Source organism: Corynebacterium sp. MSK122 (assembly GCF_030229435.2).
GTDB lineage: Bacteria > Actinomycetota > Actinomycetes > Mycobacteriales > Mycobacteriaceae > Corynebacterium > Corynebacterium marquesiae.
The window spans coordinates 1-15,369 of record NZ_JASPHV020000019.1 but is presented as its reverse complement, the minus strand read 5'-3'; the positions used below and the strand labels follow the sequence as shown (position 1 = coordinate 15,369).

14 protein-coding genes and 1 tRNA gene are annotated in these 15,369 nt (G+C 60.6%); 7 read left to right on the top strand and 8 right to left on the bottom strand.

Annotated elements, in window-relative coordinates; genetic code table 11:
- Window positions 1-2: 2 nt before the first annotated feature.
- On the top strand, window positions 3-1,163 hold the full coding sequence (locus QP934_RS08690) for an acyltransferase family protein (RefSeq protein WP_419127321.1): 1,161 nt from the start codon (window positions 3-5) through the stop codon (window positions 1,161-1,163).
- Here the strand turns inward: QP934_RS08690 and QP934_RS08685 are convergent.
- Genes QP934_RS08685 through QP934_RS08675 form a run of 3 tightly spaced genes read right to left on the bottom strand, consistent with a single transcriptional unit; the run spans window position 1,084 to window position 4,881 of the window.
- The gene (locus QP934_RS08685; RefSeq protein ID WP_419127320.1) at window positions 1,084-4,152 is read right to left on the bottom strand and encodes an alpha-(1->3)-arabinofuranosyltransferase domain-containing protein; all 3,069 of its coding nucleotides are present in this window, start codon (window positions 4,150-4,152) and stop codon (window positions 1,084-1,086) included. The two genes, QP934_RS08690 and QP934_RS08685, sit on opposite strands and share 80 nt — an antisense overlap.
- 2 nt (window positions 4,153-4,154) lie before the next feature.
- A complete protein-coding gene (locus QP934_RS08680) occupies window positions 4,155-4,352 on the bottom strand; it encodes a DUF2613 domain-containing protein (protein WP_005325448.1) in 198 nt (65 codons plus the stop codon).
- 22 nt (window positions 4,353-4,374) lie between these two features.
- Window positions 4,375-4,881 carry a universal stress protein gene (locus tag QP934_RS08675; protein ID WP_225746322.1) on the bottom strand — a complete coding sequence of 169 codons (507 nt, stop codon included), beginning with the start codon at window positions 4,879-4,881 and terminating at the stop codon, window positions 4,375-4,377.
- A 58-nt stretch (window positions 4,882-4,939) separates the two neighbouring features.
- On the opposite strand from QP934_RS08675, the gene QP934_RS08670 reads away from it, so the two are divergent.
- Genes QP934_RS08670 through QP934_RS08660 form a run of 3 tightly spaced genes read left to right on the top strand, consistent with a single transcriptional unit; the run spans window position 4,940 to window position 8,136 of the window.
- A complete protein-coding gene (locus QP934_RS08670; RefSeq protein ID WP_419127319.1) occupies window positions 4,940-6,100 on the top strand; it encodes a glycoside hydrolase family 3 N-terminal domain-containing protein in 1,161 nt (386 codons plus the stop codon).
- 34 nt (window positions 6,101-6,134) lie between these two features.
- Window positions 6,135-7,823 (top strand): VanW family protein, encoded by a 1,689-nt coding sequence (locus QP934_RS08665; RefSeq protein WP_419127318.1) that lies wholly within the window; start codon window positions 6,135-6,137, stop codon window positions 7,821-7,823.
- Window positions 7,824-7,836: 13 nt separating this feature from the next.
- Window positions 7,837-8,136 (top strand): hypothetical protein, encoded by a 300-nt coding sequence (locus QP934_RS08660; RefSeq protein ID WP_419127317.1) that lies wholly within the window; start codon window positions 7,837-7,839, stop codon window positions 8,134-8,136.
- Window positions 8,137-8,158: 22 nt separating this feature from the next.
- On the opposite strand, the gene QP934_RS08655 is transcribed toward QP934_RS08660, so the two are convergent.
- Window positions 8,159-8,232, bottom strand: a tRNA-Gly gene (locus QP934_RS08655).
- Window positions 8,233-8,297: 65 nt separating this feature from the next.
- Between QP934_RS08655 and dcd the strand changes: the two genes are divergently transcribed.
- Together dcd and QP934_RS08645 are read left to right on the top strand one after the other, a co-directional pair.
- Window positions 8,298-8,861: a dCTP deaminase gene (gene dcd, locus QP934_RS08650; RefSeq protein WP_419127316.1), complete on the top strand. Its 564-nt coding sequence runs from the start codon at window positions 8,298-8,300 to the stop codon at window positions 8,859-8,861.
- Between the two features lie 42 nt (window positions 8,862-8,903).
- Window positions 8,904-10,226 carry a UDP-glucose dehydrogenase family protein gene (locus QP934_RS08645; protein ID WP_419127315.1) on the top strand — a complete coding sequence of 441 codons (1,323 nt, stop codon included), beginning with the start codon at window positions 8,904-8,906 and terminating at the stop codon, window positions 10,224-10,226.
- A gap of 71 nt (window positions 10,227-10,297) precedes the next feature.
- Here QP934_RS08645 and QP934_RS08640 read toward each other — a convergent pair whose 3' ends face one another.
- The 4 genes from QP934_RS08640 to QP934_RS08625 form a co-directional block, all read right to left on the bottom strand.
- Window positions 10,298-11,461, bottom strand: a complete 1,164-nt coding sequence (locus tag QP934_RS08640) for a YibE/F family protein (RefSeq protein WP_419127314.1) — start codon at window positions 11,459-11,461, stop codon at window positions 10,298-10,300.
- A gap of 149 nt (window positions 11,462-11,610) precedes the next feature.
- Window positions 11,611-12,840, bottom strand: coding sequence for a pyridoxal phosphate-dependent aminotransferase (locus QP934_RS08635; RefSeq protein WP_419127313.1), 1,230 nt, complete (start codon window positions 12,838-12,840; stop codon window positions 11,611-11,613).
- Window positions 12,841-12,895: 55 nt separating this feature from the next.
- Window positions 12,896-13,498, bottom strand: a complete 603-nt coding sequence (locus QP934_RS08630; RefSeq protein ID WP_419127338.1) for a DUF1707 domain-containing protein — start codon at window positions 13,496-13,498, stop codon at window positions 12,896-12,898.
- A 96-nt stretch (window positions 13,499-13,594) separates the two neighbouring features.
- Window positions 13,595-14,869, bottom strand: coding sequence for a cation:proton antiporter (locus QP934_RS08625; RefSeq protein WP_419127312.1), 1,275 nt, complete (start codon window positions 14,867-14,869; stop codon window positions 13,595-13,597).
- A gap of 20 nt (window positions 14,870-14,889) precedes the next feature.
- Between QP934_RS08625 and QP934_RS08620 the strand changes: the two genes are divergently transcribed.
- The coding region (locus QP934_RS08620) for a hypothetical protein (protein ID WP_419127311.1) at window positions 14,890-15,369 on the top strand (480 nt) is incomplete at its 3' end.

Sequence of the window (15,369 nt, the reverse complement as noted above, 5' to 3'; positions counted from 1 at the left end):
ATATGTCCAATCAGTTTCAGGTCGATCCGGGGTTAGGAGCAAGCGTGCAGCCGCAGGCATCTGTGAAAAGCGTACCCCAGCATCTGCCGGAGCTAGATGGTCTACGCGCGGTCGCCTCCCTTGGAATCATTGTCACCCACGTGTCTTTTCAGACCGGAACTGGGTGGGGGTTTGCTGGGCGCTTCGATTTTTTCGTGGCCGTTTTCTTTGCACTCAGCGCCTTCTTGCTGTGGCGCCGCCGTGGTTTGCACACCTTATCCGGCTACGCGCGCTCGCGCGTGGCGCGCCTTTTGCCGGCCTATTATGCCTGCGTGGTGGCGGTGATGCTCCTGCTTCCCGACGCCCACTCGCTCTCCCTCACCCAGCTGCTGAGCAACCTCACCTCCACCCAGATTTATGTGGTGGACGGGCTAGCGCCGGGGCTTACCCACCTGTGGTCGCTATGCGTGGAGTTCTTCTTCTACCTTGCTTTGCCTTTGCTGGCGTGGCTCCTTGGGGCACTGCCGCGGCGCTGGCGGGTAGTGGCCATTGTGCTGAGCGGAATCCTCAGCTGGGCGTGGGGATTTGTGCCCTTTGTGGCCGATTACACCAAGGATCAGGTCAATTCCCAGATTTGGCCGCCAGCGTACGCCTCGTGGTTTGCCGTGGGAATGCTGGCCGCGGAGTGCGAAGAGATCGGGGTTAGCCCGCGCGTGCAGCGCGTGTTGCGGGCGCGCTGGGCGTGGTGGCTCGTGGCCGCGGTGGTGCTGTGGATTTCCAGCCGCGAGTGGTTCGGGCCGCAGGGACTGGTGCACCCAGCACCGGGTGAATTTTCCCGCCGAATCATTGCCGGAGCTGCCTTTGCCGCAGTCGTGGTGATACCGGTAGCTCTTGCCCCACGGGATAAGTCCTGGCTGACCAGCCCGCTTATGCAGGCACTCGGCGCGTGGTCTTATTCCATTTTCTTGTGGCATGTGGCCATCTTGGGCCTAGCCTTTCCTCTTACCGGGGTGCCGCTCTTTAGCGGAAAACCCCTGGACTTTTGGGTCATTTTAGCCGTAACGGTGGTGGGCACCGTGGTGGTCTCGGCCGCGAGCTATACGCTCATCGAGCGTCCCGGCCGGGATCTTCTCCTCGGTCGGAGGCGAAAAGACAGGCCACGCCCGCGGCACACAAGCAGCTAAGCAGGAGCGAATCGCCCGCATAGGAGCCCGATGTCCACGGCGCGCGGGCGAGGATCGCCCCGGCCGCCGCTACAACACCGGGCGCGAGGTAGGCGCGCGGGATGGTGGTCCAGCGCAGCACTAACCAAGCGGAAACGGCCGCGACCGCGGCCGGCCAGCCAGTCAGGGCCATCGCGCCGAGTGCGACCACGGCCGAGGCAGCGCCGCCGCGCGGCGCGCGCCAAGTAGGTTGGGACGGGCGGCGTCCGGCCGCCAGGATGCACAGGCCGAGGGCAAGTAACCCCAGCGCACCGCCGAAGAGGAGGGTGGCGCGGTAAACCGGTTGGGCGCTAAAGGTCATGCGGAAGTCACCGGAGCGGCCGGCCGGAATGACAAAAGCTTGGGTGGCCGCATCGATCTCGCGCGGGGCGAGCTCTTCCTCGCCTAGGTAGCCGCGCAGGCCCTTATTGAAGGCGCGACCGGTGACCAAGAGGCGATCCTCATCAGCGGCTGCAATCGAGTACCCGGTGGGCTCGGAAGAGCCTGCTGGTTGCCAGCCCTCCTCGCGCAGGCTCACCCACGGCCCAGTGGTGCGTACGCGGTGCGTGCCAGGGCTAAGGGTGAGGGATTCGCCGGGGGAGTAGCGGTGGGCATCGATAAGCACGGGCTTGGTGGAATCTACCTTTACCCGCATGGGGCGCGGTGCCGTGAAATCGCGGATGAGCACGCCGGTATCCTGCAGCATTTGCTGGAAGAAGAATTGGTGCACGTCAGGGGAGGTATCCGGGACGGTCACCACGCGCTCGACCGGTTGGCCTTCTACCTCTAACTCCGCGATGCCGGTGCGGTGGGATAGCTCTACGCGGATGGCTTCGGTATCGCCGCCGGGAACGCGGACTTCCTGCGAGCGGAAGGGCTGTAAATCCACGTCTACGGCCGCGCTGCCTGAGTGCACGGTTACCGTGGTGGCGCTGGTGGCCATGAGCTTGAGGCGCGGCTGGGTGAAAGAACCGCGCAGTTCAATCCACCCGGCGTCATCGCCCGGCGCGGGCCACCAGGCGGTGGAGTTCTCCCCGTCCACGGCGGCCGTGGCGGACTTTTTCGGCTGGGCCCCGCCAAAGGCCGTGGCATCGGCAGCCGAGGAGGAGACCGCTACGGAACCGCCGTGGGTTTCCACCTGGGTAAGGGGCCCAGCGGAGGGATAATCGCGCAGGCGGTTATTCACGTGGCTGGGATCGTCCGCGGCCAGGGGCGCGGAGATAGGGCCATCGAGGGTGCCGTAGTTGCGGTCCGTGAGCGCTGGGGTATCGGTGACGATATCGGCGTCGCGATCGACGAGCTGGCGGGTGGTGGGGGTGGAGTGGGCATCGAGAAGCGCCAAGGCTTCACCACCGCCGGCCACGCGCACTGGATCTGTAGGTCCTAAGGACATGCCGGCGTGGTTGAGCAGGATGACATCGACTTCGCCGAAGCGATGGACTTCGCCGCCAAACTCGCTGGCTAGGGCCTCATCCTCCCCGGTGAAGAGATCGTGGCGCACCATGACCGCGCCGATGCCCAGGCGCTGCAGGGAGCGCACGCCGGTGGCTGGGTCCTCCTTGAGCGCGGCCATGACGCCGTCGAGCCCGCGGATGGCCTCTGGTGGCACGAGCGGAATGGCATCGCGCACGGCCCAGGGGACATCGAGCAGCGGCTGGGCCGGCTCGTCGCGCGTCCATCCCCAGGTCTGCCGGGCAAAGGACGCCTCCGGGTAGATGAGGGTGCGGGTATCGGCGGCGTGAGTATTGATAAAGTCCGTGGCCTCGTGCCAGTAGGAGGGTACCTCTTTATAGGCACCCAGCGGCAGCAAGCGCTGTGACCATGCCGGGGAAACCACCGCGATGCACAAGAGCAGCGTCAGTGCACCCACCGTCTGCCTCTTGGTGGGGCGCAAACTCCTCGGTAGTGGAAGATGGGCGCAGGCGCGCGCCACGCCTAACAGCAGCGGGATACGCACCAGCGGATCGAATTTATGCAGGTTGCGCAACGCGGCCAACGGGCCATCGAGCGCATTGAGGTACCACGCCACCTGGCAGCCCAGCACCGCGATGCCCACCACCAGCATGACGGACCACACGCGCGGCAGCTTGGTGAGCCCGTAAATGCCCACGGCCGCGATGCCCATGGTGACCAGCACAAAGAAGGACTCGGTGGCAAGCTCATAGCCGGCCACGCGCTCGGTATCAACAAACGGCGTCCAGCTCGTGGTTCCGCGCAGAATCTCTGGCAGGTTAAGCCAGCGCGTGGTCACGCGAGCGGATTCGATGAATTCCGTAAACGGCGGGGCATAGCGGCCAAGCACGATAAGGGGACCGATCCACCAGGCCGATACCGTCAGGCACCCCAGGAGCCAGGCCGCGCCGGGCTTGAATGCACGGCGGTAGAGCAGGATTACTGCGGCCGGAGTACACGCCGCGATGGTCGCAGTGGCATTGACCGCACCCATCAGCGCCACGGGGATGGTGGCCGCGGCGGCATCGCGCCAGGTGAGCTTGGCATTGAGGAAGGGCAGGATAACCCAGGGAGCGAGCATAACCGGCCAGGTCTCAGAAGAAATGGCGGTCAGGGTAGAAAGCGTGCGAGGCGAGAGCGCGTAGAGCATCGCCGCAACCCAGACCCACCAGCCACGCAGGCCCACCTTGCAGGCGAGCTTATGGAAGCCGATGAAGCCGACGCTCAAGACCAGCAACCACCACAGGCGCTGGGCCACCCAATCGGGCAGGGGCTGGGTTAAAACGAAGAATGGACCCTGGGGAAAGAGATAGCCATAGGCCTGATTCTGTAGCTGCCCCAGGGTAAAGGTATCCGTATAGGCGCTTAGCGCCCCGCGGAGAAAGTGCAGCGGATCGGCCGCCAGATCATGCTTAGTATCGGCGGCCGTCAACCCCCACGGCTGCACGAGGAGGATAAGTGCTAGGGCAAAGATCCCCAGCGGGTAGGGGCGGGCAAGCCGCCCGCGGAGGGTACGCACACCTAGTTGCGGGATCCGTACTCAGGGCCGCCCAAAACCGCATCGGAGGCAGAAACCGCATTGCCTTCCGGCACGGTATCGGTGCCGGAGAATTGTGCGATGCCGATGATGGTGATGACGCCGAGCGCGATGCCCACAACAGCGCTACCGATGGCAGGGCCAAGGGTGCGCTTGTTCAAAGAATCGGTTTCCAGAGCCATGGCTAAAGATACTAGCAGCTATTTAGAAGTATTCTGCTTCATCATCGTCCGCGTCATCTTCGTTTTCCTGCGGCACGATGAAGACGGGAAGTCCGGCATTGCGCACAATCTGGTCGGCGGTGGAGTTAGTCCACCAGGCACGGAAACCGGTCAGGGCGCGGGTGCCGGTGACGATGACGTCCACGTCTAGCTCGTGTGCTGCATCAATGATGGCGGAGGAAATGGTGGTGGCGGATTCCACCAGGTGGGCGCGGCCGGCTAGGCCCAGGCTTTCGGCCAGCTCGATGCCCTGGCGGCAAATCTTTAGCGCTTCTTCATAGGCCGGATCCTCTTCGACGCCATCCGGGGAGACGGTGGACTGGTGCATTCCGGTGCGGCTGACGGCGCGGGCGGTTTGCCGGGCTACCGGCTCCCAGGCGGTGAGGATTTCTACCGTGGTGGGCCGCAGCAGCTGGGACGCGTACTCGAGGGCGCGGCCGGCTCGTTCGGTGCCATCGTAGGCAATTAGCATTGTCTCGCCGTTACTCATGTCACTAGTCTACCCACCGCTTCAGACAGAACGCGAGGAATATTGCACACTAGAAGGCATGAAAACTCCGCGCATCCTTGCCAGCCTCGCCCTCGTGACGGCCTTGGGCGCCTGCTCTACCTCCACCCAGGAGGACAATGAGAGCCACAACTCCACCACTCCGGCTGCGTCGAGCTCACCTGCCGCAACGCATGAAACGCACGAAGAGACCTCGCAGGAGGCCGCCCCGCAGCAGGATATCCGCGCCATGGCTGCCTCCGTCTTGATGCCGCCGGTCACCAACTACGACGACGCTAAGGCCAAGTTGGAGGCAGGAGTGGGCGGAATCTTTATCCCCAGCTGGGCGGATCCCAACCTGCTGCAGGAAGAGGGCGGCGATATTAATGCCCTGCGCCAGGAGGTGGGCCGCGATTTTGAAGTCTCCATCGATTTTGAAGGCGGGCGCGTGCAGCGTTTCTCGGAGGTGTTGGGCGAGTACCCCGCACCACAGCAGATGGCGGCCGAGCGTTCCCCGCAAGAGGTGGAACAGCTGGCTCACGAGATCGGCACCAGCCTCAAGGCGCACGGCGTCAACGTGGACTTTGCACCGGTGCTCGACGTCGATGGCAACGGCCTAGAGGTGGTGGGCGATCGATCCTTTTCCACCGATCCGGTCCAAGCAGGCGAGTATGGCGCGGCCTTTGCACGTGGCTTGGATTCCGCCGGGGTCAAGGCAGTATTCAAGCATTTCCCGGGCCACGGCCGTGCTTCTGGCGATACCCACCTGGCCGAGGCCGTTACCCCGCCGCTAGAAGAACTAGAAGGCCACGAGTTCATTTCTTTTAAGACCGCTGTTCCCCAAGCGCCCAATGCCGCGCTCATGATGGGCCACCTCGCCGTGCCCGGCTTGGGCGATGGTCAGACTCCCGCTTCAATCCTGCCGGAGGCCTATGGCCTAGCCCGCGAGACCCTGCAGTACGACGGGCCCATCTATACCGATGACATTGGCGGCATGAAGGCGATTGCGGATTCGCTCCCGCTTGCCGACGCCGTCGTGGCCTCCCTCAATGCCGGTGCCGACATGCCCCTGTGGTCCACCGAAGGCGACATTAATGCGGTGATTGACGCCGTTGTTGGCGCCGTCGACCAGGGCCGCCTGCCACTCGAACGTCTTGCGGACGCCGCTCGACATGTCAGCGCTCCCCCGGCCGGCGCTGCACCCGAGCCCGCACAGGACTAGGAAAAATGCCACTAAAACCGTTAACCTTTAAGGCGTGAAAAAGGCAGAAGGAAAAAACGGTGCTAAAGGCTGGCTCATCGCGCTCGGCGCATTGGTCGGCCTTGTCCTGATCGCGGGCATTGCTTATGCCTGGGATGTCGCAGCAAACCAGGACAAGATTCCGCGCGCCGTGTCCGTCAACGGCGTGGATATTTCCGCCATGGATCGCACTGCCGCCGTGGAGAAGCTCGAAGACGAGCTCGCGGGCGTAGAAACCGAGCCCGTGAGCGTTACCTCCGGCGACCTCCACACGGAACTCGTTCCCTCCGAGTCGGGCCTCGCCCTGGATAACCAGCGCGCCGTAGACAATATTGAAGAGCCTTCCCTCAATCCTTTTACCCGCCTGTATAGCTTCTTCCGCCCCACCCGGGATATTCCGGTGGAGACCAACGTGGATGAGGCACAGCTGCAACCGGCTCTGGACCGCGTGAAGAAGGATCTCTCCACCGATCCAGTCGATGGCATGTTGGAGCTCAACAATGGTGAACTCAAGGTCACCGACCCCAAGCTCGGCCAAACCGTGGATGCCGGCACCCTGCACAATGCGGTTACGGAAAATTGGCTCGATTCCGAGGGCGTAAACGTGGACCCAGAAGAAGTAGAACCGGCCATCAATGATGCGGCTATCGAGGCCATGCGCACCGGCGATGCCGCCAAGGCGCTGGATAATCCCATTACCTTGAAGGCCAAGAATAATGTCAGCGCTACCCTGAACAAGCCGGAAATCTCCCAGTTCACCAGCATTGAAAAGAAGGACGGCAAGCTTAAGCTCGCCGTGGATACCAACCGCGCGCAAGAGCTGCTGGCCGAGCGCTCCGAGGGCGCCGATGTCCCCGGCGTAAATGCCAAGATTTCCTTCAACGGCAACGACAAGCAGATCACCCCGTCCGAAGATGGCGAGATCATCGACTGGGAGCCGACCATGAAGGACTTTGACAAGCGCGTGACCGGCGATGACCGCGAGTGGGATGCTACCTACAAGCCGGACCCAGCTGAGTTCACCACCGACGATGCCAAGAAGGCGACCTTCAACGACACCGTGGGCGAGTTCACCACCGAGGGCTACTCGGCTGCCTCCGGCAAGAATATCGAGCTGGTAGCCCAGCAGGTCAACGGTGCCGTGGTCAACCCGGGCGAGACCTTCTCCCTCAACGGCCACACCGGCCCGCGCGGCACTGCCCAGGGCTACGTGGAATCCGGCATCATTATTGATGGCCACTCCGGTTCCGCTGTCGGCGGCGGCATTTCCCAGTTCGCCACCACCTTGTACAACGCTGCCTATTTTGCGGGCATGGAAGATACCGCCCACACCCCGCACTCGTACTACATTTCCCGCTACCCCGCCGGCCGCGAGGCCACCGTGTACGAGGGCGCCATCGACTTGCAGTTCACCAATACCTTCAATACCCCGGTCCGCATTGAGACCGACTTCGGCGGCGGCAAAATTACCGTGCGCTTAAAAGGCACCAAGACTGTCGACGTCGAGTCTGTGAACAACGGCCGCTGGGCAAAGACCTCCCCGCAGCCCATGTCCGTCCCAGGCAGCGACTGTTCGCCATCTTCTGGCGCGCCGGGCTTTACGACGTCCGATACCCGCATCATCAAGGACCTCAGCGGCAAGGAGCTTTCCCGCGAGACCACCACCACGGTCTACGACCCGCAGCCCATCGTCCGCTGCGGCTAGTAGACTCGGCGCCATGAAAGAGCGAACCCTTACCACGCTCATATTCGGCAACGTGGTCATTGAATCTAACCTGCGCGGTGCAGAACTTCGCATCTACAGCGAAGACTGGCGCGCCTATCAGCTCCGGACTGATCTGGGAATGACGTTCCGTGCCCCGCTGGATGAAATCCGCGGCACCGTGCCTGAGCGCGATCTAGCCGCCCTCACAAAGAAGTTCTTCGAACCAGCTGCCGCAGAGTTGGAAGCACACTATCCAGGCGGGGTAGAACGAGCACAAAAAGAGCTGGCCCAGTGGCTAAGTGCCACTGACTAGCACGATATTGTCCCCTGAAAATTGGAGCCGACGACGGGAATCGAACCCGCGCTAGCAGCTTGGGAAGCTGCAGTTCTACCATTAAACTACGTCGGCACAGCGCACTTGTGCGCTCCGACCTACTATACACCTTGGTCTTAGACATGAGTAGAATTGGGGCCGTGCTTCTTTCAGATCGTGATATCCGTGCCGCCATTGACGCCGAAGAATTGGGCATCGAGCCCTTCGACGGCGAGCTCATCCAGCCCTCCTCGGTAGACGTGCGCTTGGATAAATATTTCCGCGTCTTCAATAACTCCCGATATACGCATATCGACCCCAAAGAGGAAATGCCGGATCTCACCACCTTGGTGGAGGTAGAGGAAGATCAGTCCTTCATCCTCCACCCAGGCGAGTTCGTGCTCGGTGCTACGTTGGAAAAGTTCACCCTGCCTGCGAACTTGGCTGGCCGCTTGGAGGGTAAGTCTTCTCTTGGCCGCCTGGGATTGTTGACCCACTCCACCGCGGGCTTTATTGACCCAGGTTTTTCCGGCCACATCACGCTCGAGCTTTCTAATACCGCCAACCTGCCCATTGCCCTGTGGCCGGGTATGAAGGTGGGGCAGCTGGCGATTTTCAAGATGACTTCAGCAGCTGAAAGCCCTTATGGCACGGGTTCGCTGGGGTCGAAGTACCAGGGCCAGCGCGGCCCGACGCCATCGAAGTCTTACCTGAACTTTCGATAGGCTTAAACCGGCATTCACATAGAGCCTCTAATATGGGGCTTTATGCGTATGACTGTAATCGGCACCGGATACTTGGGTGCAACCCATGCTGCCTGCATGGCTGAGCTCGGCCATGAAGTACTAGGCGTGGACGTAGATGAAAATAAGATTTCCGCTCTCAAATCGGGCAAGGTTCCATTCTATGAACCGGGCTTGCCAGAGGTTCTAGAGCGCAATATCGAGGCCGGCCGCCTTGACTTCAGCACGGACTACGAAGAAGCAGCCGCGTTCGGCAACCTGCACTTTTTGGGTGTAGGTACTCCGCAGCGCCGCGGTTCCTATGCAGCGGATATGACCTACGTGAAGGCCGTCATCACGGATCTGGTGCCCAAGCTCAAGGGCGATCACATCATCTTTGGTAAGTCCACTGTTCCGGTGGGAACGGCTGCGGAGCTCCAAGAGCTGGCCAATGAGCTTGCCCCAGAAGGCACCACCGTGGAAATCGCGTGGAACCCGGAGTTCCTGCGTGAGGGCTACGCCGTCAAGGACACCATCACCCCAGACCGCATTGTTCTCGGCGTGCGCGAGGGTGAAAGTCGCGCCGAAGAGGTAGCACGCGAGGTCTATGCGCAGCCGCTATCGCAGGACACCCCATTCATCGTGACGGATTGGCAGACTGCAGAGCTGGTCAAGGTCTCCGCTAACGCGTTCCTTGCCACCAAGATTTCCTTTATCAACGCCGTTTCTGAGATCTGCGAGATTGCAGGCGCGGACGTTACCGCTCTTGCCGATGCCATTGGGCTCGACGAGCGCATCGGCCGCAAGTTCCTTGGCGCCGGCCTCGGCTTTGGTGGCGGTTGCCTGCCCAAGGATATTCGCGCCTTCATGGCGCGCGCGGGTGAGCTTGGCGCCGACCAGGCGCTGACCTTCCTGCGTGAGGTGGACGCCATTAATATGCGCCGCCGTGACCGCGTGGTGGACCTAGCCAAGGAAGTCTTCAATGGCTCCCTGCTTGGCCACCGCGTGACCGTGCTGGGGTGCGCGTTCAAGCCGAATTCCGATGACGTGCGCGATTCGCCCGCCCTTGCCGTGGCCGGTTCTTTGTCTTTGGCTGGTGCGGCAGTAACAGTCTATGACCCAGAAGGCATGGACAATGCCAAGAAGGTATTCCCCACCTTGGATTACGCCGCGGACACTGACGATGCCCTGCGCGAGGCAGAGTTGGTGATCCTTGCTACCGAGTGGAAGCAGTTCAAGGAATTGGATCCGCAGCAGGCGGGCCAGCTGGTGGATGATAAGCGCATTATCGATGGTCGTAATGTGCTACCTGTCGCAGATTGGCAGCAGGCAGGCTGGAAGGTTGAGGCCTTGGGGCGCACCCTCTAGGCCCTCTACTTCTGAGATACAAAGGCTGAGCAGTGTGATTATTTCGCTGCTCAGCCTTCTGCATAAGGGCCCTAAGCTTGTGCGCGCTGTGGCACTGTGAAAGCTGCAATGGCTGTAGTGATGGGAACCGCGAGGGTCAATGCCATCGCACCTACTCCGGAACGCAGCAGCTCCGTTGCGACGAGATCGCTGCTTAAAATCTGGCCTGCGGGGCGCTCCGCTGCGGTGATCAGCATGAGCAGTGGCAAGGTCGCACCGGTATAGGTCAGAATTAGCGTATAAACCATTGAGGCAATATGGTCGCGGCCCACCTTCATTGCGGAGAGGAAAAGCTGTGAAGGGCGGGCATCAGGGTCCGCTCCGTGGAGTTCGGTAATGGTGGATGCTTGGGCCACGGCGACGTCGGCAAGGCTGCCCAAGGCACCGACCACAAAACCGCATAAGAGCACGCCCACGATGGACACGTTGGGCATATAAAGAAGTAGCTTCAGGTTGTCCTCGGAACTATAGCCTTGTAGCTGCGAACTATCGATTGCGGCCCACGCTAACGCTGCTGCAAGAATGAGAGCGATAAGGGAGCCGCCCACCGCCGATGCCGATTTCCAATTCAGTCCGTGGACGAGAGGTACGGCGAGCAGGATGATGGCGGAACAGGCGACAAGGGCGGACCAGAGGGGGTTATGGGCGTCGATAAGAGCGGGGACGAGGAACCCAAAGATCACGCCTAGGCTGAGCGCCAAGCCGATAAGGGCGCGCACGCCATGCCAGGCCGCAAAAGCGATAATGACGACGGCCACGATAACCGCCCACAGAGCTAGGTTTCCGGTGCGCTGATAATCAGCGAAAGCATAGGACACAGCACCGGAAGGGTCATTAGCCTTGGAAAGAATAATTTTGTCGCCCGGTTTAAGCTGCGGATCGCCGGCATTGCCGTGGGTGACCAATTGGGTCATACGTCCTTCGTCCTCGCCGGAGGTGATGTTGACCAGGGCACGGTCGCACTGCACTTCCTCAGTCCCGGGAATAAGTGGCGGCGTATCGAAGGCCTGCCCAGTAAGTTCCGATTGGCAAGCCGAGTGGTCTGTCGTATCAACCGTGCCCTCGACCTGTGGGTGGTTGAGGGCATAGGTTTGCTGAAAATCAGTGGAGGTGTGCTCGGAGGCGGGACTCTGAGGCCACAGCAATGCCATGCCCGCAATGGTGGCAATAAGCGCTGTAACGAGCACGCCGAGCAAAGTTAATCGCCATGGATGCTGAGTTATCGAAGTAGAAAGCCGACGCCATGAACTAGGTGTCGGCTGAGGCTTAGGTGCCGCAGAATGTCTTCCCATGCACCATATTGTTATGGATTATCAGTATCATTAGCAACTGGTGGGGGAGAAAGCTACTGCTTATAGCTCACCAGGAAGTTGCCAAGACGCTCGATGGCGTTTTCGATCTGGGATGCCCACGGCAGCGTGACTACGCGGAAGTGATCTGGGTTCGGCCAGTTGAAGCCGGTTCCCTGCACCATGAGGATCTTTTCCGCCTTCAAAATATCCAGCATGAGTTTGGCATCATCATGGATTTCATACACATTCGGATCCAGGCGCGGGAAGAGGTAGAGCGAGCCCATAGGCTTTACCGCGGAAACGCCGGGAATCTCATTGAGCTTCTCGTAGGCGATATTGCGCTGGCGCAAAAGGCGCCCGCCGGTACCGGTGAGCTCGTAGATGGACTGCCGGCCACCTAGCGCCACCTGGATAGCGTGCTGCGCTGGCACATTCGGGCACAGGCGCGTTCCGGCCAGAAGCTCAAGGCCTTCGATGAAGCCACGAGCGTGGTGCTTAGGGCCGGTAAGTACCATCCAGCCGGCACGGTAGCCACACACGCGATAGGCCTTGGATAAGCCATTGAACGTGATGGTGAGAAGGTCAGGGGCTAGCGAAGCGATGGAGATGTGCTGCGCGCCGTCATAAAGAATGCGGTCATAGATCTCATCGGCCAAGATGAGCACGTTATGATCGCGGGCGATATTGACGATCTTCTGCAGCACTTCGCGCGAGTAGACCGCACCCGTTGGGTTATTCGGGTTAATGACCACGATGGCCTTGGTTTTATCCGTAATCTTGGACTCGATGTCCTCGGTGGATGGATTCCAATCATCGTCCTCATCACACAGGTAGTGCACTGGGGTGCCACCTGCCAGGGACGTAGCTGCGGTCCACAATGGATAATCCGGTGCCGGGATGAGAACCTCATCGCCGTTATTGAGCAGCGCTTGGGTGGTCATGCTGATGAGCTCGGAGACGCCATTGCCCAAGAAGACATCGTTGATATCGAAGGGCGGGAAGTCCTCCAGCTCGTAGCGGGTAACGATGGATCGGCGGGCAGGAATGATTCCCTTGGAAGTGGAATAGCCCTGGGAAGTAGGCAGGGCAGCGATCATATCGCGCATGATGACATCGGGTGCTTCGAAGCCAAAGACGGCCGGGTTACCGGTGTTGAGTTTCAAGATGGTGTGGCCATCGAGCTCCATGCGTTCCGCTTCCGCAGAGACCTCGCCGCGGATGTCATACGCGACGCCCTTGAGTTTGTCGGACTGGTCAAAGATGCGGTGTTTGGGAGAAGTCATGGAAATATTGTGCCACGATTCACAGCTACACAAAATGCTTCAACACCGGCGATGACTATTTTTTATTCCACTCGCTGAACTTCCGCTTGGCCAGATCCATGGCTTGGCCGGTAATTTCGCCAGCTTGCATACGGCGATCGGCCCACATTTTTTCCTCGATCATTTTTTGCTGCGCGCGCTCATGCGCTGTGAGGGCACGAATCTCGCGCAACTGCTGCCGCTCAATCTGACGCACGGATGGGGCGTGCCAGGAAGACGGACCCACCTTGGCCGCGTAGAGCATGATCCACAAAATTGGAATGAGGGCGGCTGTCACCGCGCCTCCGAGCAGAAGCCATGGGTTGCTCATGGTAGCGCTCATTAAGATAAGCGTAGGGCTTGCTACCGCAAGCACCACAGAGCCGGAAAGGGCAGTCGCAAACTTCGGTTTCTTGCCTGCATTATGCGCGCGCGTGACTTCTCCCTGAGAATAAATCTTGACCTCGTGGGAACCACGCGCCGGAATGTCTTGGAAGACGGGCACGAGATCTTGGTGGGTGCTGGCGCGCATGACATCGTCCGAGCGGTCCTCGAACTCCTCCATGGTTAACCGGCCTTCACCCACGGCGCGGGCGAGGTCATTGATGGCATCGTTGCGCTCGGAATCGGACAGGCGCAGCGTCCGATTGATAGGGGAAGAACCAAAGTTATTACTCACATCTTCCAGTCTAGGAAAATTCTGCCCTTGTAGGGACGTGCTCTCAGCGAACGCGGCCTATAGGTCCTTGGTTTCAGCGTTAGGGGTCTTCTCGTCCTTCTTTTCTTGCTCGTTTCCGCCCACCAGGCTGGCCAGGAATGGGAAGATGGCGACGGTAAGTGCGCCGCCGGAGACAAAGATGGAGGCATTTTCGGGTTCCATAATCTTCGAGTTCACCGCCAAGGTGGTCACTGCCACGATGATTGGCAGACCGGTGGCGGAATACAAACCTACTTGGAGGCGCTGGCGGAAGGTTTCAATATCAGATCCGGTATGCCCAACATTTTCGCGCAAGAAGACGGGCAGGCCACGGGTTACCAAAATGAGAGCTGGAATGCCCAGTACCTTCCACGGATTATGAGCGATGGTATCCCAGCTAATGCTCATGCCAGAAACCACAAAGAAGACTGGGATAAGCATCGAATAAAACACCACATCGAGGCGGTGCTCAAGGCGGCGGTGGAATTCATCCGGGATGATGCGGTTCAAAATAATGCCAGCGGCAAAGGCACCGAGCACAATATCGAGTTCAAAGACTGCCGTAACGGCCATAAGAATGGCCAGAATCAGGATGATAAGACGCAAAATCGTCTGATTGGTAGAGCCCGCACCAGAGATAAAGGCGGTCTTCACCCAAGGGATGGTCGAGGCGATGGCCGCTGGCATGACGGCGACGGCAACGGCGATGATGATGAAGAACAACAAAATGATCATCGTCGTCAGCGTGGAACGAGTACCCAGTAAGAGTGCCATTGCGGTAATGGGGGCGACCTCACCAATGGCACCATGAATCATCACGGAATTGCCCACCTTGGTGCCCAGAATGCGGTCCTGTTTCAGCATCGGTGTGAGCGTGCCCAGCGCCGTTGATGTAAGCGCCAAGGCGACGACGATGGCACCTGGCACGTTATCCACCAAGAAGTAGGCGCCTACCCCACAGGCGAGGGCACAGATTGCCCAGGTGGATAGCGCCGTTCCGGCTTCCTTGGTTTTGAGGGTAGAGATTTGAATCTCAAAGCCGGCGAGGAGGAACAGCGCGCCCACGCCGAGTTCCTTGAGCATTTCGATTCCTTCGTCCTCGGCCGCGAGGTCGAGGACGGAAGGGCCAATAATCATGCCGAAAATCAGCAAGAGGGCCACCGACGGCAGGCGGTAGCCCAACATATAGGAGACCAGCGGCGCGAGTAGAGCCGCGGCCATAATCCAGGCGAAAGAGACGAGGGAATTTGTATTTTCGGTTGCTCCTGCCGCCAGCAGCAGGGCATCGGTGGGGAGTCCCGCATTAAAATGCATGGACTACAGCGTACGCACCAATGCCCCTGCGCGCCTACTCAGATTCAGGTGGCTTGGGCACGCTTTCCGACGCCGGTGGTGCCGGAGCCGCCGGCGGTGCCGGCGGGGTACTTGGCGGGGTAGGAGCGCTCGGTGCAGCGGGAGCTGCTGGTGATGCTGGAGCACTAGGTGGGGTAGGTGCGCTTGGCGGTGTTGGAGCTGCTGGTGCCTTTGGCGCAGGTGCTGCTGGAGCACTTGGAGGGGTGGGAACGCTCGGTGCCGCGGGAGCGGCTGGTGCCGCTGGTGCTTGGGGAGCTGGTGGCGCAGCTGGTGCGGTCGGGGCCGCGGGCGTTGTGGGCGCGCTTGGTGCTGTGGGAGCTGCCGGTGCTTGGGGAGTCTGCGGTGCAGCTGGCGGGGTCGGCGTCGACGGAGCAGGTGGTGTACTTGGTGCGGGCGCAGCCGGCGCTGCGGGTGCGGCAGGTGCTGCAGGCTGTCTCTTATACACATCTCCGAGCCCACGA

Bases quoted from the DNA above. Each gene is read 5' to 3' on its own strand.
- QP934_RS08690 (WP_419127321.1), top strand. From the start codon at position 3: ATGTCCAATCAGTTTCAGGTCGATCCGGGGTTAGGAGCAAGCGTGCAG.
- QP934_RS08680 (WP_005325448.1), bottom strand. From the start codon at position 4,352: ATGGCTCTGGAAACCGATTCTTTGAACAAGCGCACCCTTGGCCCTGCC.
- QP934_RS08675 (WP_225746322.1), bottom strand. From the start codon at position 4,881: ATGAGTAACGGCGAGACAATGCTAATTGCCTACGATGGCACCGAACGA.
- QP934_RS08670 (WP_419127319.1), top strand. From the start codon at position 4,940: ATGAAAACTCCGCGCATCCTTGCCAGCCTCGCCCTCGTGACGGCCTTG.
- QP934_RS08660 (WP_419127317.1), top strand. From the start codon at position 7,837: ATGAAAGAGCGAACCCTTACCACGCTCATATTCGGCAACGTGGTCATT.
- QP934_RS08645 (WP_419127315.1), top strand. From the start codon at position 8,904: ATGCGTATGACTGTAATCGGCACCGGATACTTGGGTGCAACCCATGCT.
- QP934_RS08635 (WP_419127313.1), bottom strand. From the start codon at position 12,840: ATGACTTCTCCCAAACACCGCATCTTTGACCAGTCCGACAAACTCAAG.
- QP934_RS08625 (WP_419127312.1), bottom strand. From the start codon at position 14,869: ATGCATTTTAATGCGGGACTCCCCACCGATGCCCTGCTGCTGGCGGCA.